Source organism: Kitasatospora sp. NE20-6 (genome assembly GCF_045862635.1).
In genome coordinates, this window is the sequence record NZ_BPRL01000002.1 from 164,129 (window position 1) to 188,707 (window position 24,579).

Annotated in this window: 21 protein-coding genes; 18 read left to right on the plus strand and 3 right to left on the minus strand. The window is 73.5% G+C overall.

The window, feature by feature from the left end:
• The first annotated feature begins 5 nt into the window (after positions 1-5).
• From hisS to SNE206_RS01375, 3 genes are all read left to right on the plus strand, one after another.
• Positions 6-1,268 carry a histidine--tRNA ligase gene (hisS, locus tag SNE206_RS01365; protein WP_407911438.1) on the plus strand — a complete coding sequence of 421 codons (1,263 nt, stop codon included), beginning with the start codon at positions 6-8 and terminating at the stop codon, positions 1,266-1,268.
• A complete protein-coding gene (gene aspS, locus SNE206_RS01370; RefSeq protein WP_407911439.1) occupies positions 1,265-3,049 on the plus strand; it encodes an aspartate--tRNA ligase in 1,785 nt (594 codons plus the stop codon). Before hisS ends, aspS begins: the two co-directional genes overlap by 4 nt.
• Positions 3,050-3,148: 99 nt before the next feature.
• Positions 3,149-3,661, plus strand: coding sequence for a GNAT family N-acetyltransferase (locus SNE206_RS01375; RefSeq protein ID WP_407911440.1), 513 nt, complete (start codon positions 3,149-3,151; stop codon positions 3,659-3,661).
• Here the strand turns inward: SNE206_RS01375 and SNE206_RS01380 are convergent.
• Positions 3,634-4,608 (minus strand): LysR family transcriptional regulator, encoded by a 975-nt coding sequence (locus SNE206_RS01380; protein WP_407911441.1) that lies wholly within the window; start codon positions 4,606-4,608, stop codon positions 3,634-3,636. The two genes, SNE206_RS01375 and SNE206_RS01380, sit on opposite strands and share 28 nt — an antisense overlap.
• 188 nt (positions 4,609-4,796) lie before the next feature.
• Between SNE206_RS01380 and ppk2 the strand changes: the two genes are divergently transcribed.
• Positions 4,797-5,606: a polyphosphate kinase 2 gene (ppk2, locus tag SNE206_RS01385; RefSeq protein ID WP_407911442.1), complete on the plus strand. Its 810-nt coding sequence runs from the start codon at positions 4,797-4,799 to the stop codon at positions 5,604-5,606.
• Between the two features lie 16 nt (positions 5,607-5,622).
• Here ppk2 and SNE206_RS01390 read toward each other — a convergent pair whose 3' ends face one another.
• The gene (locus tag SNE206_RS01390; RefSeq protein ID WP_407911443.1) at positions 5,623-6,123 is read right to left on the minus strand and encodes a VOC family protein; all 501 of its coding nucleotides are present in this window, start codon (positions 6,121-6,123) and stop codon (positions 5,623-5,625) included.
• A gap of 103 nt (positions 6,124-6,226) precedes the next feature.
• Here SNE206_RS01390 and SNE206_RS01395 point away from each other — a divergent pair, with 103 nt between their 5' ends.
• Positions 6,227-7,576, plus strand: coding sequence for a replication-associated recombination protein A (locus SNE206_RS01395; protein WP_407911444.1), 1,350 nt, complete (start codon positions 6,227-6,229; stop codon positions 7,574-7,576).
• Positions 7,577-7,888: 312 nt separating this feature from the next.
• Positions 7,889-8,503, plus strand: coding sequence for a 30S ribosomal protein S4 (rpsD, locus tag SNE206_RS01400; protein ID WP_405010397.1), 615 nt, complete (start codon positions 7,889-7,891; stop codon positions 8,501-8,503).
• A gap of 58 nt (positions 8,504-8,561) precedes the next feature.
• Here the strand turns inward: rpsD and SNE206_RS01405 are convergent, their stop codons facing one another.
• Positions 8,562-10,784 carry an ATP-binding protein gene (locus SNE206_RS01405; protein ID WP_407911445.1) on the minus strand — a complete coding sequence of 741 codons (2,223 nt, stop codon included), beginning with the start codon at positions 10,782-10,784 and terminating at the stop codon, positions 8,562-8,564.
• 184 nt (positions 10,785-10,968) lie between these two features.
• Between SNE206_RS01405 and SNE206_RS01410 the strand changes: the two genes are divergently transcribed.
• The 12 genes from SNE206_RS01410 (at position 10,969) to SNE206_RS01465 (ending at position 24,226) form a co-directional block, all read left to right on the plus strand.
• Positions 10,969-11,448, plus strand: a complete 480-nt coding sequence (locus SNE206_RS01410; protein WP_407911446.1) for a DUF948 domain-containing protein — start codon at positions 10,969-10,971, stop codon at positions 11,446-11,448.
• A gap of 5 nt (positions 11,449-11,453) precedes the next feature.
• Positions 11,454-11,882 carry a DUF6167 family protein gene (locus SNE206_RS01415; RefSeq protein WP_407911447.1) on the plus strand — a complete coding sequence of 143 codons (429 nt, stop codon included), beginning with the start codon at positions 11,454-11,456 and terminating at the stop codon, positions 11,880-11,882.
• On the plus strand, positions 11,869-14,538 hold the full coding sequence (gene alaS, locus SNE206_RS01420) for an alanine--tRNA ligase (protein ID WP_407911448.1): 2,670 nt from the start codon (positions 11,869-11,871) through the stop codon (positions 14,536-14,538). The genes SNE206_RS01415 and alaS overlap by 14 nt, the downstream gene beginning before the upstream one ends.
• Positions 14,538-15,032 (plus strand): Holliday junction resolvase RuvX, encoded by a 495-nt coding sequence (gene ruvX / locus SNE206_RS01425; RefSeq protein ID WP_407911449.1) that lies wholly within the window; start codon positions 14,538-14,540, stop codon positions 15,030-15,032. Before alaS ends, ruvX begins: the two co-directional genes overlap by 1 nt.
• Before the next feature lie 110 nt (positions 15,033-15,142).
• The gene (gene mltG, locus SNE206_RS01430; protein WP_407911450.1) at positions 15,143-16,336 is read left to right on the plus strand and encodes an endolytic transglycosylase MltG; all 1,194 of its coding nucleotides are present in this window, start codon (positions 15,143-15,145) and stop codon (positions 16,334-16,336) included.
• A 104-nt stretch (positions 16,337-16,440) separates the two neighbouring features.
• The gene (mltG, locus tag SNE206_RS01435) at positions 16,441-18,429 is read left to right on the plus strand and encodes an endolytic transglycosylase MltG (protein WP_407911451.1); all 1,989 of its coding nucleotides are present in this window, start codon (positions 16,441-16,443) and stop codon (positions 18,427-18,429) included.
• Between the two features lie 393 nt (positions 18,430-18,822).
• Positions 18,823-19,653, plus strand: coding sequence for a shikimate dehydrogenase (locus SNE206_RS01440; protein ID WP_407911452.1), 831 nt, complete (start codon positions 18,823-18,825; stop codon positions 19,651-19,653).
• Between the two features lie 217 nt (positions 19,654-19,870).
• Complete coding sequence (gene aroC / locus SNE206_RS01445) at positions 19,871-21,055, plus strand: chorismate synthase (RefSeq protein WP_407911453.1); 1,185 nt, start codon at positions 19,871-19,873, stop codon at positions 21,053-21,055.
• A gap of 73 nt (positions 21,056-21,128) precedes the next feature.
• Entirely contained in the window at positions 21,129-21,644 is a 516-nt protein-coding gene (locus tag SNE206_RS01450) for a shikimate kinase (RefSeq protein WP_407911454.1), read from the plus strand.
• A complete protein-coding gene (gene aroB / locus SNE206_RS01455) occupies positions 21,641-22,729 on the plus strand; it encodes a 3-dehydroquinate synthase (RefSeq protein WP_407911455.1) in 1,089 nt (362 codons plus the stop codon). The genes SNE206_RS01450 and aroB overlap by 4 nt, the downstream gene beginning before the upstream one ends.
• Positions 22,726-23,169 (plus strand): type II 3-dehydroquinate dehydratase, encoded by a 444-nt coding sequence (gene aroQ, locus SNE206_RS01460; protein ID WP_407911456.1) that lies wholly within the window; start codon positions 22,726-22,728, stop codon positions 23,167-23,169. Before aroB ends, aroQ begins: the two co-directional genes overlap by 4 nt.
• 76 nt (positions 23,170-23,245) lie before the next feature.
• Positions 23,246-24,226 (plus strand): AAA family ATPase, encoded by a 981-nt coding sequence (locus SNE206_RS01465; RefSeq protein WP_407911457.1) that lies wholly within the window; start codon positions 23,246-23,248, stop codon positions 24,224-24,226.
• Positions 24,227-24,579: the final 353 nt, after the last annotated feature.

Consider the following 24,579-nt stretch of genomic DNA (forward strand, 5'->3'; position numbering starts at 1 on the left):
AGACGTTGAGCACCTTCTCCGCCCCCAAGGGCACCTACGACCTGCTGCCGCCCAGCTCCGCCACCTTCCTGGCGATCCGCGAGCGGCTCTCCGCGCCCGCCCGCCGGGCCGGCTACGGCTACATCGAGACCCCGGTCTTCGAGGACGTGAAGCTCTTCTCCCGCGGTGTCGGCGAGTCCACCGACATCGTCACCAAGGAGATGTACACCCTCACCACCAAGGGCGGCGACGAGCTCGCGCTGCGCCCCGAGGGCACCGCCTCGGTCGTGCGCGCCGCCCTCCAGGCCAACCTGCACAAGCAGGGCAACCTCCCCGTCAAGCTCTGGTACTCCGGCTCGTTCTACCGCTACGAGCGGGCGCAGAAGGGCCGCTACCGCCAGTTCGCCCAGGTCGGCGCCGAGGCGATCGGCGCGGAGGACCCGGCGCTGGACGCCGAGCTGATCATCCTGGCCGACGACGCCTTCCGCTCGCTCGGCCTGAGCAACTACACGCTGCTGCTCAACAGCCTCGGCGACAAGCAGTGCCGCCCGGTCTACCGCGCCGCCCTGGTCGAGTTCCTGGACGGCCTCGACCTCGACGAGGACACCCGTCGCCGCGCGGGGATCAACCCGCTGCGCGTCCTCGACGACAAGCGCGAGTCCGTGCAGGCCCAGCTCACCGACGCGCCCAAGCTGCGCGACTTCCTCTGCGAGGACTGCAAGGCGTACGACGAGGCCGTCCGCTCGCTGCTGACCGCCGCCGGCGTGTCCTTCACCGACGACCCCAAGCTCGTCCGCGGCCTCGACTACTACACCCGCACCACCTTCGAGTTCGTGCACGACGGCCTCGGCGCGCAGTCCGCGATCGGCGGCGGGGGCCGCTACGACGGCCTCTCCGAGATGCTCGGCGGCCCGGCGCTGCCCTCCGTCGGCTGGGGCCTCGGGGTGGACCGCACCTTCCTCGCGCTGGAGGCCGAGGGCGTCGTCCTCGACCTGCCCGCCGCGACCTCCGTCTACGCCGTCGCGCTCGGCGAGGAGGCCAAGAACGTGCTCTTCACCAAGGTGGTCGAGCTGCGCCGGGCCGGCGTCGCCACCGACCTCGCCTTCGGGGTGAAGGGGATCAAGAACGCCATGAAGTCCGCCGACCGCTCGGGCGCCCGCTTCGCCCTGGTCGCCGGGGACCGAGATCTCGCCGCCGGGGTCGTCCAGCTCAAGGACATGACCACCGGCGAGCAGGTCCCCGTCGCCCTGGAAGCACTCGTATCCACCCTGAAGGAGAAGCAGCTGTGATCCGCACGCACGACGCGGGCACGCTCCGCGCGGAGCACGCCGGAACGACCGTCACCCTGGCCGGCTGGGTCGCCCGCCGCCGCGACCACGGCGGCGTGGCCTTCATCGACCTGCGCGACGCCTCCGGCACCGTGCAGATCGTCGTCCGCGACCTCGACTCCGTGCACGGCCTGCGCGCCGAGTACTGCGTCAAGGTCACCGGCGACGTCCGCGTCCGCCCCGAGGGCAACGAGAACCCCGACATCGCCACCGGCGCCGTCGAGGTCGTCGTGAGCGCGATCGACGTGCTCTCCGAGGCCGCCCCCGTCCCGTTCCCGGTCGCCGAGTACGAGCCCGGCACGGTCAACGAGGAGGTGCGCCTGCGCTACCGCTACCTGGACCTCCGCCGCGAGGGCCCGGCCCGCGCGCTGCGCCTGCGCTCCAAGGTCAGCAACATCATCCGCCGGGTGATGGAGGAGAACGACTACCTCGACATCGAGACGCCGTACCTCACCCGCTCCACCCCCGAGGGCGCCCGCGACTTCCTCGTGCCCGTCCGCCTGCAGCCGGGCTCCTGGTACGCCCTGCCGCAGTCGCCGCAGCTCTTCAAGCAGCTGCTCATGGTCGCCGGCATGGAGCGCTACTACCAGATCGCCCGCTGCTTCCGCGACGAGGACTTCCGCGCCGACCGGCAGCCGGAGTTCACCCAGCTCGACATCGAGGCCTCGTTCGTCGACCAGGAGGACATCCTGGCCCTCGGCGAGAAGGTCGTCGGCGCGATCTGGCGCGAGGTGCACGGCTACGAGATCCCGAACCCGCTGCCGCGCATGAGCTACGCGGACGCGATGTCCCGCTACGGCTCGGACAAGCCGGACGTCCGCTTCGGCCAGGAGCTGACCGACCTCACCGAGTACTTCAAGGGCACCGAGTTCCGCGTGTTCCAGGCGCCCTACGTCGGCGCGGTCGTCATGCCCGGCGGCGCCTCGCAGCCGCGCAAGCAGCTCGACGCCTGGCAGGACTGGGCCAAGGCGCGCGGCGCCCGCGGTCTCGCGTACGTCCTCGTGGACGCCGAGACCGGCGAGCTGCGCGGCCCGGTCGCCAAGAACCTCTCCGAGGAGCACCTGGCGGGTCTCGCCGCCGCGGCCGGCGCCAAGCCGGGCGACGCGGTGTTCTTCGCGGCCGGCAAGAAGGCCCCCTCGCAGGAGCTGCTCGGCGCGGCCCGCCTGGAGATCGGCCGCCGCTGCGACCTGATCGACACGTCGAAGTGGGCGTTCCTCTGGGTCGTCGACTTCCCGATGTTCGAGCCGATCGAGGACGACAAGGGCGAGTTCCAGGGCTGGCACGCGGTGCACCACCCGTTCACCGCGCCCACCGCGGAGTCGCTCGCGACCTTCGACTCCGACCCGGGCGCCGCGCTCTCCAACGCGTACGACCTGGTGCTCAACGGCTCGGAGCTGGGCGGCGGTTCGATCCGTATCCACCAGCGGGACGTGCAGAAGCGGGCGTTCGACGCGATCGGCCTCTCCGAGGAGGAGGCGCAGTCGCAGTTCGGCTTCCTCCTGGACGCGTTCAACTACGGCCCGCCGCCGCACGGCGGTGTCGCGTTCGGCCTGGACCGCGTCGTGACGCTGCTCGGCGGGTACGACACGATCCGGGACGTCATCGCCTTCCCGAAGACCTCCACCGGCGGCGACCCGCTGACCGGCGCCCCGACGCCGATCACCCCGGCGCAGCGCCGCGAGGCCGGCGTGGACGCCAAGCCGAAGTCCGAGGCGAAGTCGGAGACCGAGCCCAAGGCCTGACCCCGGTCGGCTAACCTTTCACGGCCCCGGACGGTGCACCTGCACCGTCCGGGGCCGGTCCCACAACGGCGTGCGACGACAGAAGGGTCACCCTCAACCATGGCCGTGCGTACAAGAATCGAGCTGCCGTCGGATGCCCCGGCCACCAGGCGGGTGCACATGGCGGCGTTCCCCGGGCCCGACGAGGCCGACCTGGTGGACTCGCTCCGCCGCGACCCGTCCTGGCTGCCCGAGCTCTCCGTCGTCGCCGTCGAGGACGACGGGCGCGAACTCGTCCTCGCCCACGCACTCCTGACGCGCCTCCAGGTCGGCGACGGCTGGGCGCTCGCGCTCGCGCCGGTCGCCGTCGCCCCCGAATGGCAGGGCAAGGGCGTCGGCGCCCAGGTCGTCCGCGCCGCGCTCGCCGCCGCCGAACAGTCCGGCGAGCGGCTGGTGGTCGTCCTCGGCGACCCGGCGTACTACGGCCGGTTCGGCTTCACCCCGGCCTCCCGCCACGAGGTCACCGGCCCGTACGACGTCCCGGACGAGTGCTTCATGGCCCTGCCGCTGACCGGCTACGAGGGCGTGCCGCGCGGGCTGTGTCGCTACGCCGCGCCGTTCGACGCCCTCTGAGCCGCCGGGCCCCGGCGTTCCGGGGCCCGCACCCGCCCGCCTGCCGCCACCGTCTCCCGGCAGCTGCGCACGAACGCGGCGGCCGCCGGGCCGGGCGCCCGGTCGGCCCGCCAGTAGAGTCCGGCCCGGCTGGGCCCCAGCCCGCGGACCGGCCGGAAGACCACGTCGGAACGCCCCGCCAGCCCGCTCAGCGACGCCGGGGCGAAGCCGATGCCCTGACCGCAGGCGACGGCGGCGAGCCACTCGTCCGTGCTGTGCGCCACCAGACCGATCCGCACCGGCGCGCCCTGCCGTCCGTCGGTGCCGAGCCAGTGGTCGCGCCAGAGCCCGGCCGCGGCGGGGACGGCCACGACCTCCTCGTCCAGCAGCTCCGCGATGTCGAGCTCCGCGCGGTCCGCGAGCCGGTGGCCGGCCGGCAGCACCGCCCAGCGCTCGTCCAGGCCCAGCGGCGCGCAGCCGTAGCGGCCGTCCGGCGTCCGGTCGCCGACGTGCGGCGGGGCGTGCCAGAGGGCGAGGTCGAGCTCGCCGGAGTCCAGCCCGCCCGCGGAGTCGAACCACCGGTACTCCCGCAGCCGCACCTGCCAGCCGGGCATCCGGCGGGCGAACTCCTCCACCGTCGCCCGGCCGACCAGGTTGATGGTGCCGCCCTCGAACCCGACGTGGAGGGTGCCGGGGTCGGTGGTCGCGGCGCCCCGGACGGCCCGCAGCGCCGTCGACACGTCGGCGAGCAGAGCGGGCGCGCGGCCGGCGAGCTCCCGCCCGGCGGCGGTCGGCGCCATGCCGGCCCGGGAGCGGTCGAACAGCCGGACGCCCAGCTCGGCCTCCAGCTGCCGGATGCGCTTGGTCAGCGTCGGCTGCGAGAGCGACAGCCGCGATGCCGCGGCGGTCAGCTGGCCCTCCTCCACCACCGTCGTGAAGTAGCGCAGCAGCCGGGTGTCGATGTCCATGCAGAAAGGGTATGGATCGCGGAATTGGACCCGGAGGGCGGGGCTGCGGAAGAGTCGATCACTCACGGGGGAGCGGTACCGGCAGCACAGGGGAGTGCCGGTGCCGTCCCCCGTGGCCCGCCCGGCGGTCCTGCGGACGGCGCCGATCGGCCGTAGCGTGAGGGCTCGTCGGCGATCGGAGGGCACCCGTGGCCAGACCTGCACCCCGGCACGAACGGCTCGCGAAGAAGCCGTACGAGCGCGAGCTGCTGCGGCTGCAGCAGGAACTCGTCCGCCTCCAGGAGTGGGTGCGGGTCGAGGGCGTCCGGCTGGTGGTGGTGTTCGAGGGCCGGGACGCCGCCGGCAAGGGCGGGGCCGTCAAGCGGGTCACCGAGTACCTCAACCCCCGGATCGCCCGGATCGCGGCACTGCCCGCGCCGACCGAGCGCCAGCGCGGCCAGTGGTACTTCCAGCGCTACGTCGAGCAGCTCCCGGCCGCGGGCGAGATCGTGCTGTTCGACCGCAGCTGGTACAACCGCGCCGGGGTCGAGCGGGTGATGGGCTTCTGCACCGACGAGGAGTACCTGCAGTTCCTGCACCAGGCGCCGCTGTTCGAACGGATGCTGTCCGAGGCGGGCATCCTGCTGCGCAAGTACTGGTTCTCGGTGAGCGACACCGAGCAGGAGGCGCGCTTCCGGGCACGGCTGGCCGATCCGATGCGCCGGTGGAAGCTCTCGCCGATGGACGTCGAGTCGATCACCCGCTGGGAGGACTACTCCCGCGCCAAGGACGTGATGTTCACCCACACGGACACGCCCCACTCGCCCTGGAACGTCGTGGAGAGCGACGACAAGCGGCGCGCCCGGATCAACATGATCGCCCACCTGCTGTCCACCGTGCCGTACCTCGCGATCGAGCCGCCGCGGGTGGAGCTGCCGCCGCGACCGCCGTCCAGCGGCTACCGGCGGCCGCCGCGCGACCTGCAGAGGTACGTGCCGGACCACGCCGCGGGCCTGTGACCCGCGGCGCCGCCCGTCAGGTCGCGGAGCCGGCGGCCGCGCCGGTGGCGAGGTCCTGGCCCCAGCGGTCGATCGCGGCCTGCAGGTCGAGCGGGCCGGGGCGCAGGCCCGCCTCCGGGGCGGGCCAGTCGGCCCGCGGCACCCGCCACATCAGCTCGAACTCGTTGCCGTCCGGGTCCTTGGCGTAGTAGGACTTCGACACCAGGTGGTCGGTGGAGCCGACCAGGGCGTCCAGCTCGACCAGCCGGGCGCCGATCCCGGCGAGCTCGCCGAGCGTGCCGACCTCCCAGGCCAGGTGGTAGAGGCCGATCCGGCCCTGCTCGGGGCCGGGCGCGTCGGCGCCGACCGCGAACAGCCCGAGGTCGTGGTCGTTGCTGCTGCCGGGCGCGGACAGGAACGCCGCCCGGCCCGGGATCACGTGGTCGACCCGGAAGCCGAGCGCGTCGGCGTAGAACGCGACCGAGCGGTCGACGTCGCGGATCCAGAGCACCGCGTGGTTGAGACGGCGGACGGGCATGGCGGTACTCCTCGTAGGGGCGGGCAGGCGTCCAGCGTACGCGGAAGGTTCAAATTAGAACTATCCGGCCCCGGTGTCCGTCCGCTCGCATACCCTTGCGCCCGTGGACGAACCGGACCTCTTCACCGCAGCAGCCGAGGAACGCCAGGCCAGGGAGCCCGGCCGGGCCCCGCTCGCCGTACGGATGCGCCCCCGCACCCTGGACGAGGTCGCCGGGCAGCGCCGCCTCCTGCGCGACGGCTCGCCGCTGCGCCGCCTCGTCGCCGGCGCCAAGGGGCCCGCCGCCACCAGCTCGGTCATCCTCTGGGGCCCGCCCGGCACCGGCAAGACCACCCTGGCGCACGTCATCAGCCAGGCCGTGGAGGGCCGCTTCGTCGAACTCTCCGCCATCACGGCCGGCGTCAAGGAGGTCCGCGCGGTCATCGAGGGCGCCCGCCGGGCCGTCGGCATGAGCGGCCGCGAGACGGTGCTCTTCCTCGACGAGATCCACCGCTTCTCCAAGGCCCAGCAGGACTCGCTGCTGCCCGCCGTGGAGAACCGCTGGGTCACCCTCATCGCCGCCACCACCGAGAACCCGTACTTCTCGGTGATCTCCCCGCTGCTCTCCCGCTCGCTGCTGCTCACGCTGGAGTCGCTCACCGACGACGACCTGCGCTCCCTGCTGCGCCGCGCCGTCGTCGACGAGCGCGGCCTGCAGGGCGCCGTCGACCTCACCCCGGAGGCCGAGGACCACCTCGTGCGGCTCGCCGGGGGGGACGCCCGGCGGGCCCTGACGATCCTGGAGGCCGCCGCGGGCGCGGCGCTGGAGCAGGGGCACCGGGAGATCACGCCGGCGACCACCGAGACCGCCGTCGACCAGGCGGCCGTCCGCTACGACAAGGACGGCGACCAGCACTACGACGTCGCCAGCGCCCTGATCAAGTCGATCCGCGGCAGCGACGTCGACGCCGCGCTGCACTACCTGGCCCGGATGATCGAGGCGGGGGAGGACCCGCGGTTCATCGCCCGGCGGCTGATGATCTCCGCGAGCGAGGACGTCGGCCTGGCCGACCCGGCCGCCCTCGCCACCGCGGTCGCCGCCGCGCAGGCCGTCGCCATGATCGGCTTCCCCGAGGCCCGGATCATCCTGGCGGAGGCCGCCATCGCGCTGGCGCTCGCGCCCAAGTCCAACGCGGCCTACCTGGCGATCGACGCGGCCCTCGCCGACGTCCGGCAGGGCCTGGCCGGCAGCGTCCCCCCGCACCTGCGCGACGCCCACTACGGCGGCGCGGGCAAGCTCGGCCACGGCCAGGGCTACCAGTACCCGCACGACCGCCCCGAGGGCATCGCCGCCCAGCAGTACGCACCGGACACCGTGCACGGCCGGGAGTACTACAAGCCCACCCGGCGCGGCGGCGAGGCCCGCTACGCGGACACCGTGGAGTGGACCCGGGCCCGGCTCAGGGGCGAGTGATCGGGCGGTATACTCGTCCGGAGTGCCATGTCCCGGGCACGGCGGCGGGTGAGAGCCCACCGACCGTCCGCACCAGCGGGGCACCGGCCATGAGGCACCCCTCCGGGGGTCCTCCAGGAGCGTCGCGCACCGGTTCCGGTGTCGCGGGCAGCCCACCACCCCCGCGGTCGGTGGGCCACTCGTGTGCAAGCACACAGTGCCCGGCTCGGAGAGCGGCTGACCACCCCGGTGGTTATTCTCCGGGTCGCGACGAGCGGCCTCCGTCAACACCTGGTGAAGCCGTATTCGCACACCGAAAGAGGTAATGGTTCCATGGCGAACCAGAAGCGCCCCAAGGTCAAGATCGCTCGCGCCCTGGGCATCCCGCTGACCCCGAAGTCCGTCAAGTACTTCGAGGCCCGCCCGTACCCGCCCGGCCAGCACGGCCGCGGCCGCAAGCAGAACTCTGACTACAAGGTCCGTCTGACCGAGAAGCAGCGTCTGCGCGCCCAGTACGACCTGAGCGAGAAGCAGATGGCCCGCGCCTTCGACCGCGCCAAGAAGGTCGAGGGCAAGACCGGTGAGGCGCTCATCGCCGAGCTGGAGGTCCGTCTGGACGCCCTGGTCATGCGTTCGGGCATCGCCCGCACCATCTACCAGGCCCGTCAGATGGTCGTGCACGGCCACATCGAGGTCAACGGCGGCAAGGTCAACAAGCCGTCGTTCCAGATGAAGCCGGGCTACGTCGTCACGGTCAAGGAGAAGTCGAAGGAGAAGGTCCCCTTCCAGGTGGCTCGTGAGGGCGGCAACGCCGGCGAGGGCCAGACCCCGAAGTACCTCGAGGTCAACCTGAAGGCCCTGGCCTTCCGCCTGGACCGCACGCCGCAGCGTCGCGAGGTCCCGGTGATCTGCGACGAGCAGCTCGTCGTCGAGTACTACTCGCGCTGACCCGCGAGCAGTACCACCGCAGCACCCGAGCCCCCGCAGCCCCACCGGCCGCGGGGGCTCACCCCTTCTCCGGGCCCCAGCCCGCCGACACGGGGGACGGCGGCGCCGGGCACGGGTCGGGCGGCAGCCCCTCCGGACCCGCCGGCGCCTCCGCCGGGCCCCCGCCGCCGCCCAGCGCCCGCCGCACCGCCGCGTCGAGGTCGAGGCCCGCCCCGCGCACGAACGCCTCCGCGAACTCGTCCTCCGTCAGCCCCGACCGGGCCCGCTGCTCGCCCTCCCGGTGCGGACCGGTGAAGCTCCGGGAACCGAAGAACGGCCGGCCCACCCCCAGCCACATCCGGTGCGCCGCGCCCTGCAGCACCCGCGCCTCCCGCAGGTCCGCCTCCGGGCCCTCCGTCTCCAGCACCGCCAGCAGCTCCATCCCCAGCACCACGCCCAGCAGGTCGCGGAACCGGTGGTTGAGCCGCACGCACTCGCGCGCGTACGCCCGTGCCTGCCGCAGGTCGCCCGTCGTCCAGAGGACGTGCGCGTGGGCGTACAGCCCGTAGGCGTACGCCCACTGCTCGCCGTGCTCCTCGCAGATCTCCCGCACCCGGTCGATCCAGGCCGCGCCGCCGTCCGCGTCCCCCTGGAACAACTGCGCCAGGCCCAGCTCGAACATCGCCATCAGCACGTTGCTGTTCAGCTCGCCCAGCGCGTTGTAGTGCCAGAGCGCCTCCTCGAAGAGCTCCGCCGCCCGCACCGGGTCGTCGCCGATCAGCGCCGCGCAGCCCTGCCGGTGCACCGCGTACGCGAGCGCCCGGTCGTCGCCCGTCTCCAGCGCCTGGCGGCGGCACTCCTCCAGCGCGGGCTCGGCCCGCATCAGGTCGCCCTGGAGGGTGGCCATGTACCCGGTCACCCAGAGCGCCTTCGCGCGGGCCGCCGTCGCCTCCGGTGCGAGCGCCAGCGCCCGGTCGAGCCAGTGCCGCCCCTCGCCGAGGTGGCCGGAGCCGACCCAGTAGAACCAGAGCGTGCCCGCGAGCAGCAGGGCGAGCTGCTCCTCGCCCGGCTCGGCGAGGCAGAACTCCAGCGCCGCCCGCAGGTTGGGGTGGGCGAGCCGGGTGCGCTCGGCCGTCTCGGCCTGCCGGGGGCCGAACCACTCGACCTCGCCCCAGGTGGCGACGCCCAGGTACCAGTCGCGGTGGCGGCGCAGCAGCCGCTGGTCCTCGCCGGCGGAGTGCAGCCACCGGGCGCCGTACTCGCGCAGGGTGTCGAGCATCCGGAACCGCACGGCGTCACCGCCGTCGACGCGCAGCAGCACGGACTTGTCGACGAGCTCCCCGATCAGCTCCAGCACCGACTCCGGGTCGACGCCGTCGCCCGCGCAGACGTACTCGGCGGCCTCCAGGTCGAAGCCGCCGGCGAAGACGGAGAGCCGGGCCCAGAGCAAACGTTCCTGCGGCGTGCAGAGTTCATGGCTCCAGCCGATCGTCGTCCGGAGCGTCTGATGGCGCGGCGGTGCCGTCCTGGCACCCCCGGTGAGCAGCCGGAACCGGTCGTCCAGGCGCACGCCGATCTGCTCGACCGACAGCGTCCGCAGCCGGCCGGCCGCCAGCTCCACGGCCAGCGGGATGCCGTCCAGGCGGCGGCAGAGCACCGCCACGTCGGCGGAGTTGGCCGCGGTCAGTTCGAAGCCGGGCACCACCGCCGCCGCGCGCGCCGCGAACAGCCGCACCGCGTCCGGCCGGTGGCCCTCCGCCGCCTCGACCGGCAGCGGGGCCAGCGGCATCAGGTGCTCGCCGTCCACCCGCAGCGACTGCCGGCTCGTGGCCAGCACCCGCAGGCCCGGGGCCCCCCGCAGCAGGGTGTCGACGAGGTCGGCGCAGGCGTGGACCAGGTGCTCGCAGCCGTCGAGGACGAGCAGCATCCGGCGGTCGGCGAGCTGTTCCACCAGGACGTCCAGCGGGGGGCGCGCCGTCGAGTCGGTGAGCGCCAGCGCCTCCAGCACGGCGTGGCCGAGCAGCAGCGGATCCTGGACGGGGCCGATCTCGGCGAACCGCACGCCGTGCGGGAAGGCCCCGCCGCCCGTGGGGCCGTCCGCCGCCGCCGCGGCGGCGCGCAGCGCCAGCCGCGACTTGCCGACCCCGCCCGGCCCGGTCACCGTGACCAGCCGTGACGTGCGCAGCATCCGCGCCAGGGAGGAGAGTTCGGCGCGACGGCCGACGAAGCACGTGACCTCCGCGGGCAGCCGCCCGCCCGTCGGCCGGGCCGGGCCGACGCCCGGCCCCGGTTCGCTGGACACCCGAAGCCCCTGTCGTCGCCGGAACGTGCCGCACGGGCCGGTGCCCGCCTCCCGCCCAACGAGGTGACCGGCCGGTAGGTCACGCGCGCCGGCGCCCGGCGCGGGCCTTATCCGGTCGGGAAACCCCCCGTGGTCACGATAGGGTTCCCTCCTGGGGAAAGCCGCAAGCGAGGGAGCGCGCAAGGTGTCCGTGGGAGAGCTGGCCGGTCTGCTCGTGGCCGTGTTCTGGGCGGTCCTGGTCACCCTGCTCGCCGTGGTGCTCGTCCGCCTCTCCGCGGTGCTCCGGGAGGCCACCGGTCTCGTGTCGGCGGTGACCGAGCAGGCCGTGCCGCTGCTGGTCGACGCGGGCGCCGCCGTGCGCAGCGCCAACGAGCAGCTGGAGCGGGTCGACGAGATCACCGCCAACGTGCAGGACGCCGCCGCCAACGCCAACGCGCTCTCCTCCACCGTCGCCGCCACCATCGGCGGGCCGCTGGTCAAGGTCGCCGCGTTCAGCTACGGCGTCCGCAAGGCCGCGGGCCGTCGGCAGGCCGGCGTCACCGTCCCCGAGCAGGCGGCGGAGCGCGAGGCGCTCGCCCGGCTGGTCCGGGCCGAGGTACGGGCGGCGACCACGCCGCGCACCGGCGGGCTGCTGGCCCGCGTCCGGCGAGCGGTGAGGGGCTGACCGTCGTGGTGCGACGCATCTTCTGGATGGCGGTCGGCGCCGGCGCCGCCGTCTGGGCCATGGGCAAGGCGAACGAGGCCGTGCACCGGCTCACCCCCGACAGCCTCTCCGGCACGGCCGCCCGCGGCGCCCTCCACCTCGGTGACGCCGCCAAGCGCTTCGCCCTGGACGTGAAGGCCGGGATGGCCGAGCGCGAGGACCAGCTCCGCGCGGACCTCGGCCTGGACGGCACCGCCGTCGTCGAGCCCCCGCGCGCCCGCCGGGCGCTGCGCCCGGAGCCGGGCCACCGAGCTATCTCGGCGGCCCCGGGCTCCCCGGCCGCCGCCCTGCCCCCGACGCGCAGCACCACCACCCACCGCATTGCCGAGTCCCGCCAGCGCCGTGCGCTGCCGGGCAGCAACCAAACCGGAAGGACCCCTGATGGAGTCGGCTGAGATCCGCCGCCGCTGGCTGCGCTTCTTCGAGGAGCGCGGCCACACCGTCGTACCGTCGGCCTCGCTGGTCGCCGACGACCCCACCCTGCTGCTGGTCAACGCCGGCATGGTGCCGTTCAAGCCCTACTTCCTGGGCGAGGTCAAGCCGCCGTTCTCCCGCGCCACCTCCGTCCAGAAGTGCGTCCGCACGCTGGACATCGAGGAGGTCGGCAAGACCACCCGGCACGGCTCGTTCTTCCAGATGTGCGGCAACTTCTCCTTCGGTGACTACTTCAAGGAAGGAGCCATCAAGTCCGCGTGGGAGCTGCTCACCTCGCCCGTCGCGGACGGCGGCTACGGCCTGGAGAAGGAGAAGCTCTGGATCACCGTCTACAAGGACGACGACGAGGCCGAGCAGATCTGGCGCGACGTCATCGGCGTGCCGTCCGAGCGCATCCAGCGCCTCGGCATGAAGGACAACTTCTGGTCGATGGGCGTGCCCGGCCCGTGCGGCCCGTGCTCGGAGATCAACTACGACCGCGGTCCCGCCTACGGCGAGGAGGGCGGCCCGGCGGTCAACGGCGAGCGCTACCTGGAGATCTGGAACCTGGTCTTCATGCAGTACGAGCGCGGCCACGGCGACGGCAAGGACGGCTTCGAGATCCTCGGCGACCTGCCGAGCAAGAACATCGACACCGGCCTCGGCCTGGAGCGCCTCGCCGCGATCCTCCAGGGCGTCGACAACCTCTTCGAGATCGACACCAGCCGCCTCATCCTCGACCGCGCCGCCGAGCTGACCGGCCACACCTACGGCGCCGACCACAAGTCGGACGTCTCGCTGCGCGTGGTCACCGACCACTTCCGCACCGCGGTCATGCTGATCGGCGACGGCGTCACCCCCGGCAACGAGGGCCGCGGCTACGTGCTGCGCCGCATCCTGCGCCGCGCGATCCGCAACATGCGCCTGCTGGGCGCCACCGAGCCGGTGGCCAAGGAGCTGACGGACGTCACCATCAAGGCGATGGGGCCGCAGTACCCGGAGCTGGAGAGCGACCGCAAGCGCATCGAGACGGTCGCGGTCGCCGAGGAGACCTCCTTCCTCCAGACCCTGCGCACCGGCACCAACCTGCTGGACACCGCGGTCACCGAGACCAAGCAGGCCGGCTCCGCCGTCCTCTCGGGTGCGCAGGCCTTCAAGCTGCACGACACCTACGGCTTCCCGATCGACCTCACCCTGGAGATGGCCGAGGAGCAGGGCCTCCAGGTCGACGAGGCCGGCTTCCGCCGCCTGATGCAGGAGCAGCGCGACGCGGCGAAGGCCGACGCCCGGGCCAAGAAGATGGGCCACGCCGACGTCACCGCGTACCGCGAGGTCGCCGACAAGGCCGGCGCCAGCGTCTTCACCGGCTACGGCGCCACCGAGGGCGAGGCCACCGTCGTCGGCCTGCTCGTGGACGGCGTGCCCGCCCCGGCCGCGACCGAGGGCGACGAGGTCGAGATCATCCTCGACCGCACCCCGTTCTACGCCGAGGGCGGCGGCCAGCTCGCCGACCACGGCCGGATCCGCCTGGACTCGGGCGCGGTCGTGGAGATCCGCGACGTCCAGCAGCCGGTGCCGGGTGTCACCGTGCACTCCGGCGGCGTGCTGTTCGGCGAGGTCGTGCTCGGTGCCTCCGCGTACGCGAGCATCGACACCGACCGCCGCCGCGCGGTCTCCCGCGCGCACTCGGCGACCCACCTGACCCACCAGGCGCTGCGCGACGCGCTCGGCCCGACGGCCGCCCAGGCCGGCTCCGAGAACGCCCCGGGCCGCTTCCGCTTCGACTTCGGCTCGCCCGCCGCCGTGCCCGGCAGCGTGCTCGCCGACGTCGAGCAGAAGATCAACGAGGTGCTGGTCCGCGAGCTCGACGTCACCGCCGAGGTCATGACGATGGACCAGGCCCGCAAGGCCGGCGCCATCGCGATGTTCGGCGAGAAGTACGGCGACTCGGTGCGCGTCGTCACCATCGGCGACTTCTCCAAGGAGCTGTGCGGCGGTACGCACGTCGGCAACACCGCCCAGCTGGGCCTGGTGAAGCTGCTCGGCGAGTCGTCGATCGGCTCCGGCGTGCGCCGGGTCGAGGCGCTGGTCGGCGTCGACGCGTACAAGTTCCTGGCCCGTGAGCACACCGTGGTGTCCCAGCTGACCGACCTGGTCAAGGGCCGCCCGGAGGAGCTGCCGGAGAAGATCTCCGGGATGCTCGCCAAGCTCAAGGACGCCGAGAAGGAGATCGAGCGCTTCCGCGCGGAGAAGGTCCTCGCGGCCGCCGCGGGGCTGGCCGAGTCCGCCGAGGACGTCCGGGGCGTGGCGCTGGTCGCGGCCCGGGTCGCCGACGGCGTGGGCGCGGACGAGCTGCGCAAGCTCGTCCTCGACGTGCGGACGCGGCTCGGCTCGCGCCCGGCCGTGGTCGCGGCCTTCACCGTGGCCAACGACCGCCCGCTGACGGTCATCGCGACCAACGAGGACGCCCGCGCCCGCGGCGTCAAGGCCGGCGAGCTGGTCCGCACCGCGGCCAAGACGCTCGGCGGCGGCGGTGGCGGCAAGGACGACGTCGCGCAGGGCGGCGGCTCGAACCCGGCCGCGGTCGGCGAGGCGATCGACGCCGTCCGGGCGCTGGTCGCGGAGCGCGCGTCCTGATGCCGGACGTTTCCGGTCTGCCGGAGGAGAAGGTCTTCCGCCGTGGCCGGCGGATCGCCGTCGACGTCGGTGACGCCCGGATCGGGGTCGCCTCGTGCGACCCCGACGGGCTGATCGCCACGCCGGTGGAGACCGTGCCGGCGGGCGGCCGCTCGCAGGCACGGCTGAAGGCGATCGTCGAGGAGTACGACGCGATCGAGGTCGTCGTCGGCCTCCCCCGCTCGCTGAGCGGCAAGGAGGGCCCGGCGGCGGCCAAGGTCCGCGCGTACGCGGGCCGGCTGGCCGGGCTCGTGGCGCCGGTGGGCGTGCGGCTGGTCGACGAGCGGATGACGACGGTGACGGCGGCCCAGGGCCTGCGGGCCTCGGGGCGCTCCTCGAAGAAGGGCCGTTCGGTGATCGACCAGGCGGCGGCCGTGGTGATCCTCCAGGCCGCGCTGGAGACCGAACGGGTGAGCGGTCGGGCGCCCGGCGAGAGCGTCGAGCCGACGGGCTGAGCAGGTTGTATTAACGTCCCACAGGGGGTCCGCGCGGCGATGTCCGCACGGGCCCCCTGCCGTTGACCACGCAGCCCGGCCCCCGGCCGGCTGCCGGCGGAGGGGCTGCCGTGACCGACCCGTACACCGCGCCCGGCATGGCGCCCGGCGTCACCCCCGGCCACCTCGGAGCCCCCGCGCAGGAACCCGAGGGCCGGCCGCCGGGCAGCCCGTTCGCGGTGGAACCGCCCGACCCGGACAAGGTCCGCTCCGGCGCCGCCTGCTGCCTGAGCGTGCTGGCACTCTTCGGCGTGGCCTGCGCGCTCGCCCTCGTCGTGTACCTGGCCTGGCCCGACCCGGCGCCCAGGGCCGCCGACTACGCCGGCAACGGCACCGGCACCGTCGAGGTCTCCGTGCCCAGGGGCGCCACCCTCACCGTCATCGGCCAGGCCCTCGTCAAGAGCGGCGTCGTCGCCAGCACCAAGGCCTTCACCGACGCGGCCACCAGCCACCCCGCCGGCAACAGTATCCAGCCCGGCACCTACACCCTGCGCGAGAAGATGTCGGTCGCGGCCGCGCTCGGCGTCCTGCTCGACCCGGCCAACGCCAACGCGCTCACCGTGCCCGAGGGCCGCCGCGCCGAACAGGTCTACACGGCGATCGACGAACGCCTGAAACTGGCCGCGGGCACCACCAGGGGCATCGCCGAGGAGCACGCCGACGAGCTCGGCCTCCCCGAGGGCACCGACGGCAACCCGGAGGGCTACCTCTACCCCGCCACCTATCCCGTCACCGGGGAGACCACCCCGCTCGACCTGCTCAGGCAGATGGTCACCGAGGCCGGCCACGCCTTCGCCGACGACGGGCTGGACGCCGCCGCCACGGCATTCGCCAAAACCCCCTACGAGATCCTCACCGTCGCCAGCCTCGTCCAGGGCGAGGCCGACAACCCCGAGGACATGGCCAAGGTGGCCCGCGTCATCTACAACCGGCTCGCCAAGAACATGGCCCTGCAGCTCGACTCGTCCATCAACTACGCGCTCGGGCGCTCCACCCTCACCACCACCACCACCGACACCAAGCTGGACTCGCCGTTCAACACCTACCTGCACACCGGCCTGCCGCCCACGCCGATCTCCAACCCCGGTCGCGACGCCCTGAACGCCGCCGCCACCCCGGCCGAGGGTGACTGGCTGTACTTCGTCACCGTGCGCCCCGGTGACACCAGGTTCACCGACAGTTTCGAACAGCAGGAGAAGAACGTCGCGGAATTCAACGCAAACCAGGCGCAGGGGAGTTCGCCGCCTGCGGAGGGTGATCACTGATCGTGTGCATGCGGGGAATCGCCCTGGCTGCGGTACGGTAACGTCTCCCTCCGGATGATGCCGTAGCACGCCGGTTCGAGTTGGCGGGACGCATAAGGGGTTCGATGACCGATCCGGGTGGGGGCTACCGTCCTCAGGAAGACCAGCCGTGGCCCCCGGGCGATCCCGGGTACGGCATCCCGCAGCAGCAACAGCAGCCCGTCGACCAGACCGGCGCCTGGCAGCAGCAGAACGCGTACGGCCAGCAGCAGTACGGCCAGCAGGGCTACCCCCAGCAGCCGCAGGGCCAGCAGGGCTGGCAGCAGCAGCCCTCGTACGGCCAGCAGGGCTACCCGCAGCAGGCGCAGCAGCAGGCGTCGATGCCGCAGCAGCAGGGCTGGCAGCAGCAGCCCGGTTACGGCCAGCAGGCGCAGCCGCAGCAGCAGCACGGCTACGCCGGTCAGCAGACCGGGTCGTGGCAGCAGGTGCCGCAGGGCGGGCAGGGCTTCCCGCAGCAGGCGGCCCAGCAGCAGGGGCAGCAGATGCCCCAGCAGATGTCCCAGCAGGGATATCCGCAGCAGGCCCGGATGCCGCAGCAGGGCTTCCCGCAGCAGGCGCCCCAGCAGCAAGGCCAGCAGCAGGGTCAGCAGCAGTTCGGCCCGCAGGGCGGACAGCCGGGCGGTCCGCAGGCCGGACAGCAGGCAGGACAGCAGGCCGGACAGCCGGCGGGGCAGCAGCCCGGTCGGCCGTACCCGCCGCAGGCCCGGACGCCGCAGGCCGGCGCCCCCGTGCCGCCGCCCCGCCGTGCCCAGCCGCGGCCCGCGGGCCCCGGACCGGACGGCATCGACTGGGAGGCCGAAGCCGCCGCCCTCGACGGCCCCGCCGTGACCGAGCCCGAGGACGACTGGGCCGACGACTGGGCGGACGACGCCGCCGACGGCCGCGCCGGGGACGACCCCGAGCGGGACGGCTTCTTCGCCGACGAGGCGGACCCCTCCCGCGACGCCGAGCGCAAGCGCAAGGAGAAGGGCAAGAAGGCCGGCCGCCGCAACCGCGGCGCCTGCCTGGTCGTCGCCCTCGTGCTCCTCGGCGGCATGGGCGGCGCCGGCTGGTGGGGCTACGGCGTCTACCAGACCCACTTCGGCCCGCCCCCGGACTACGTGGGCGCGGGCGCCGGATCCGTGCACGTGGAGATCACGGCAGGCTCCAGCGGCGCCGCGATGGGCAGCACGCTGTTCAAGTCCGGCGTGGTGAAGAGCGTGGACGCCTTCGTGACGGCCTTCAACAAGAACGCGAAGGCCGGCACCATCCAGCCGGGCTTCTACACGATGGCCCGGCAGATGTCCGGCACGGAGGCCGTGAAGTTCCTGGTCGACTCGGCCGGCGGCAACTTCCTGATCCTGCCGGAGGGGCTCAGGGCGACCGACATCTACACCAGGATCGACACCAAGCTGAAGCTGGCGTCGGGCACCACGGCCACCGTCGCCAAGGACCAGCTCGGCAGCCTCGGCCTGCCCGCCTACGCCAACGGCAACGTCGAAGGCTTCCTCTTCCCGACCCGCTACCCGATCAGCAACGGGATGAAGCCCGAGGACCTGCTCAAGCAGATGGTCTCCACCGCCGTGAAGCGGTACGACGACCTCGGGCTGGAGGAGGGCGCCAAGAAGCTCAACCTCAAGAGCGCCTACGAGGTCATCACCGAGGCCAGCATCCTGCAGGCCGAGGGCAACAACGACGAGGACTTCGGCAAGATGGCGCGGGCGATGTACAACCGCCTCAACACCAACGCCACCCAGCACCGGCTCGGCCTGGACACCACGCTGCAGTACCAGCTGGGGCGCAAGCAGCTGTCCGAGAAGGAGATCCGGGACGGATCGCTGAAGTACAACTCGTACATCAACCCCGGCCTGCCGCCGACCCCGATCGGCAACCCGGGCGAAGGGGCGATCAGGGCCGTCCTGGACCCGCCCCCCGGCGACTGGGTCTTCTGGCTCGCGATCTCGCCCCAGGAGACCAAGTTCGCGGCCACCGGCGCGGAGCACGCGGAGAACACCAAGGAGTGGTGCATCTCGCGCGGGCTTGGATTCAACGCGGCGAACGTCACCTGCAAGTAGCACCACTCCCGCGCCCGGTCGGCCCGCCCCCCCGCACGGGGGCGTCGCGGACCGGGCGCGGTCGTGTCCCGTCCCGCGGGCCCGGTGAGCGGTGCGGGGCGGGCGGGTCGTGCGGATCCGGCGGGTCAGGCAGGCGGGTCCTGTGCGGATCCGGCGGGTCAGGTGGGCGGTGCGGATCCGGCGGGTCGTGCGGGTCCGGCGGTCCGGGAGGTCCGGTCGCTGGGCAGGCGGCCGTACTGCGGACGGCCGCGGCGGACCGGCCCCGGCGTGCGTACGATGCGGGCACCGGCACGCCCCCGCGGGCGGTGGGACCGGACCCGGGGTCCCGGCGTCCCCCGCCCACGGCGGCGTGGCCCGGCCTGTCTGGTGGACGACTCGGATGGTGGGACTCACGTGACGACCCAACTGCGTGCGGCCGTGCTCGGCTCGCCGATCGCGCACTCGCTCTCGCCGGTGCTGCACCGCGCCGCCTACGCGGCGCTCGGCATGACGGAACGGCGCTACGACCGGTTCGACGTGGACGAGGCGGGGCTGCCGGAGTTCATCGAAAGGATCGATCCCGCCGAGTGGGCCGGCCTGTCGCTGACGATGCCGCTGAAGCGCGCGATCATCCCGCTGGTGGACGAGGTGAGCGAGACCGCGCTCGCCGTCGACGCCGTCAACACGGTGGTCTTCCGGGCGGACGGGCACCGCAGCGGTGACAACACGGACGTCCCCGGACTGGTCAACGCCCTGCGCGAGCGCGGGATCGGGCGGGTCCGGGCCGCGTCCGTGCTGGGCGCGGGGGCGACCGCCTCGTCCGCACTCGCCGCACTCGCCCAGATCTGCGACGGCGAGGTCACGGTGTACGTGCGCAGCGCCGGGCGGGCGGCGGAGATGCAGGCGCTCGGGGAGCGGCTGGGGCTGCGGCTCCGCACCGCGGCGTGGGACCGGGGGGTGGAGGCGCTGGCCGCGCCGTTGACGATCTCGACCACCCCGGTCGGTGCCACGGACGGCTTCGCGGGTGCCCTGACGGACGCGCCGGGGGCGCTGTTCGACGTGCTGTACCACCCGTGGCCGACGAAGCTCGCCGAGGCGTGCGCCGAGCGCGGCGCGACGGTGCTGGGCGGGCTCGACCTGCTGCTGCACCAGGCGGTGCTGCAGTTCGAGGCGTTCACCGGCGCGGAGGCCGCGCCGCTCGCGGCGATGCGCGAAGCGGGCGAGGCGGCGCTGGCCGGGAGCTGAGGAGGCTACCCGCGAGGCCCTCCGGCAAAACATCGGCCCTCCCCGAACATGTCCATCAGATGTCCGGTCGGCGGACCCCGCTCCGGACGGTGCCCTCGGCATGAAAGGATCGGGAGCAGAGCGGGCCCCAGGGCCTGTCGCCCGAGGGCGGGTCCGCCGGACGAGAATCCCGGCCGGTCCGTGCCGCGCGGGCCGGGCCGCTGACGAAGGAGCTCCGTTGGGTACGTTGCGCTGGCTGACGGCGGGGGAGTCCCACGGCCCCGCACTGGTCGCGACGCTGGAGGGCCTGCCGGCCGGTGTGCCGGTCACCACCGCGATGGTGGCCGACGCGCTGGCCAGGCGCCGGCTGGGCTACGGCCGCGGGGCCCGGATGAAGTTCGAGCAGGACGAGGTCACGTTCCTCGGCGGCATCCGGCACGGCCTGTCGATGGGCAGCCCGGTCGCGGTCATGGTGGGGAACACCGAGTGGCCGAAGTGGGAACAGGTCATGTCGGCCGACCCGATCGACGAGGACATCCTCGCGGGCCTCGCCCGCAACGAGCCGCTGACCCGGCCTCGCCCCGGCCACGCCGACCTCGCCGGCATGCAGAAGTACTCCATCGAGGAGGCCCGCCCGATCCTGGAGCGCGCCTCCGCCCGTGAGACGGCCGCCCGCGTGGCGATCGGCACGGTCGCGCGCTCCTACCTGAAGGAGACCTGCGGCATCGAGCTGGTCTCGCACGTGATCGAGCTGGGCGCCGCCAAGGCCCCGCTCGGCGTGTACCCGCTGCCCGCCGACGAGGCGCGCCTCGACGAGGACCCGGTGCGCTGCCTGGACGCCGACGCCTCGAAGCGCATGGTCGCCGAGATCGACCAGGCCCACAAGGACGGCGACACGCTCGGCGGCGTCGTCGAGGTGCTGGCGTACGGCGTGCCCGTCGGCCTCGGCTCGCACGTGCACTGGGACCGCCGGCTGGACGCCCGCCTGGCCGCCGCCCTCATGGGCATCCAGGCGATCAAGGGCGTCGAGCTCGGCGACGGCTTCGACCTGGCCCGGGTGCCCGGTTCGCAGGCCCACGACGAGATCGTGCCGACCGCCGACGGCGTGAAGCGCACCTCCGGCCGCTCCGGCGGCACCGAGGGCGGCCTCTCCACCGGCGAGGTGCTGCGGGTGCGGGCCGCGATGAAGCCGATCGCGACCGTGCCGCGGGCGCTGCAGACGCTCGACGTGCGCACCGGCGAGCCGGCCAAGGCGCACCACCAGCGTTCCGACGTCTGCGCCGTGCCGGCCGCCGGCATCGTCGCCGAGGCGATGGTGGCGCTGGTGCTGGCGGACGCGGTGGCGGAGAAGTTCGGCGGCGACCACGTCGCGGAGACCCGCCGCAACGTGCAGTCCTACCTCGATCACCTGATCGTCCGATGAGCGACCGCAACGGGTCGGCCGTCAGGGGGCGCGCGCTGCGGTCGCTCCCGACGGACACGGCGAGGAGGGCCGCATGAGCGCGCCGGCCGTCGTGCTCGTGGGCCCGCCCGGAGCCGGCAAGTCCACGGTCGGCCGGCTGCTCGCCGAGCGGCTCGGCGTCTCCTTCCGGGACACCGACGCCGACATCGAGGAGCAGGCCGGCAAGCCGATCCCGGAGATCTTCATCGACGAGGGCGAGCCGCACTTCCGAGCCCTGGAGGTGCAGGCCGTCCGTGCGGCCGCCGAGAGCCACACCGGCGTGCTCGCCCTCGGCGGCGGCGCCGTCATGGCCGCGGAGACCCGGGCCGTGCTCGCCGGCCTGCCCGTGGTGTTCCTGGAGGTCGCCCTCGGCGACGCGGTCAAGCGGGTCGGCCTGGACGCGCCGCGCCCGCTGCTCGCCGTCAACCCGCGCGCCCGCTGGCGCGAGCTGATGGACGCCCGCCGCCCCCTCTACCTGGAGGTGGCCAAGGCCGTCGTCGACACCGAGGGACGCGCCCCCGAGCAGGTCGCGGACGCCGTACTGGAAGCACTGGAGCTGAAGCAGGCATGACCGACACCGTCACCATCCACGTCGGCGGCAGCGCCGGCCACGACCCGTACGACGTGCTGATCGGGCACCGTCTGCTCGGCGAACTCGCACCGCTCATCGGCCCGAAGGCCAAGCGGGTGGCGATCATCCACCCCGAGGCGCTCTCCGCGACCGGCGACGCGATCCGCGAGGACCTCGCCGCCGAGGGCTACGAGGCGATCGCCCTCCAGGTGCCCAACGCCGAGGACGCCAAGAGCGCCGAGGTCGCGGCCTACTGCTGGTCGGTGCTCGGCCAGACCGGCTTCACCCGCAGCGACGTCGTCGTCGGACTCGGCGGCGGCGCCACCACCGACCTCGCGGGCTTCGTCGCGGCCACCTGGCTGCGCGGCGTGCGCTGGATCTCCATGCCCACCACGCTCCTCGGCATGGTCGACGCGGCGGTCGGCGGAAAGACCGGCATCAACATCGCCGAGGGCAAGAACATGGTCGGCGCCTTCCACCCGCCGGTCGGCGTGCTCGCCGACCTCGCGACGCTGGAGACCGTGCCGAAGCACGACTACATCTCCGGCCTGGCCGAGGTGATCAAGGCCGGATTCATCGCCGACCCCGTCATCCTCGACCTCATCGAGTCCGACCCGGAAGGCGCGGCGACCCCCGCAGGACCGCACACCCTGGAGCTCATCCGGCGGGCCATCCAGGTCAAGGCCGACGTCGTCTCCGGTGACCTCAAGGAAGCCGGCCGCCGCGAGATCCTCAACTACGGCCACACCCTCGGCCACGCCATCGAGCGCAACGAGCGCTACAAGTGGCGGCACGGCGCGGCGATCTCCATCGGCATGGTCTTCGCCGCGGAACTCGGCCGCCTCGCCGGTAGGCTGGACGACGAGACGGCCGACCGCCACCGCTCGGTGCTGGCCTCCGTGGGCCTCCCGCTGACGTACCGCGCCGACGCCTGGCCCAAGCTGCTCGACGCCATGAAGATCGACAAGAAGTCCCGCGGCGACCTGCTGCGCTTCGTCGTCCTGGACGGCCTCGCCAAGACCGCCATCCTGGAAGGACCCGACCCGTCCCTGCTGGTCGCCGCCTACGCGGAGGTGTCCGGATGACCACACGGGTGCTCGTCCTCAACGGGCCCAACCTCGGACGGCTCGGCAGCCGCGAGCCCGACGTCTACGGCGCCACCTCCTACACGGGGCTCGTCGACCGCTGCACCAAGCTCGGCGCCGAACTCGGCCTCGACGTCGAGGTGCGGGAGACCAACTCCGAGCTGCAGATGGTCGAGTGGCTCCACCAGGCGGCCGACGCGAAGACGCCGATCGTCATCAACCCCGGCGCCTTCACGCACTACTCGTACGCGATGCGCGACGCCGCGGCCCAGCGCACCGCACCGCTCATCGAGGTGCACATCTCCAACCCGTACGCCCGCGAGACGTTCCGGCACAACTCGGTGATCGCCTCGATCGCCTCCGGCACCATCGCAGGCTTCGGGCTCGGCTCGTACGAGCTCGCGCTGCGCGCCCTCGCCGAGCAGCTCACCTCGCGCTGACGCGTGATCACCAGGCCCGGTGGCGGACTGTGCCCGCCACCGGGCCTGCGTGTAGTGTCCCGGTCGGGAGGTGGCGATGTCGCAGTACACAGGGGGAGGACCGGTGCCTCCGCGACCCCTGCCGCCCCGTCCCGCCGCGCCGCCGCACCCGATGCGGCCCGGCGGCGTGCAGCAGCCCCCCTACCCGCAGCCCCCCTCCAGGCAGCCGCACCCGCAGCCCGCTGCGCCGGGGCCGCAGCCGACGATGCCGGGCTCGCCGCCGGCCCGGCCGGGTCCGGCCGGTGCGCCGGGTGGACCTGGCGTTCCTGGTGTGCCCGGTGTGCCCGGTACGTCGCCGCGACCGGGCCAGCCCGGCCGACCCGCCCATCCCGTCCATCCCGCTGGTCAGGGCGGCCAGCCCGGTCAGCACGCGATGGCGGTGCCGCCCGGTGCCACCGGCCACTTCGTCCTGCCGGCCGGAGCGCCCGTCCAGTTGCCGGCGCACCCTCCGCAGCAGCAGATGCCGAGCGGGCCGATAGCCGTGCTGTTGATCGGCCCGGCGGGTGCGGGAAAGACCACGGTCGCCCGCCACTGGGCCGAGAGGCAGCCCATGCCGACCGCCCACATCAGCCTCGACGACGTCCGTGAATGGGTGCAGTCCGGATTCGCCAACCCGCAGTCCGGCTGGAACAACGCCTCCGAGGCACAGTACCGGCTCGCTCGCCGCACCTGCGGATTCGCGTGCCGCAACTACCTTGCCAACGGCATCTCCTGCATCATCGACGACGCCGTCTTCCCCGACCGGCCCGCCATCGGCCTCGGCGGCTGGAAGCGCCACATCGGCCCCGGCATGATCCCCGTCGTCCTGCTGCCCGGGCTCGACTCGGTGCTCGCCCGCAACGCCCGGCGCAGCGGCAACCGCCGTCTCAGCGACGAAGAGGTCGCCCGCATCCACGGCCGGATGGCCGGGTGGCGGACATCCGGACTGCCGATCATCGACAACTCCCAACTCGATGTCGACGCCACCGCCGCCGCTCTCGACCGGGCGATCATGTCCCGTCTCGCCGGGCGCCAGTAGCAGCCCGGCCCGGTCCGTCCATCGGATCACGCAGATCGACCCCGCGGGCCGTGATGGGCCGGGTGTCCGTCACCCGGTGTTCGCGAGCCGGGTGTCCGTCACCCGGTGTTCGCCGGCCGCCGTCGGGTGGAGTGGCCAGGCCGTACTGCCGCTGGTGGGACACGCGGTGACCGTGACCATGGCCATGGCCCGTGCCCTGCGGTTGTTCGGTACGTTCGCCCGGATCGCGCCCGGTGTCGAGGGACTGGTGCTGAGTGGCTGGTGCCGTGGGGTTGGTGTTCGGTGCGCTCGGCCTTGTGCGGGCTGCTTCCCGGGCGGCCGGTGGGAGGGGCGTGCGGGTCGTATCGGCGGTG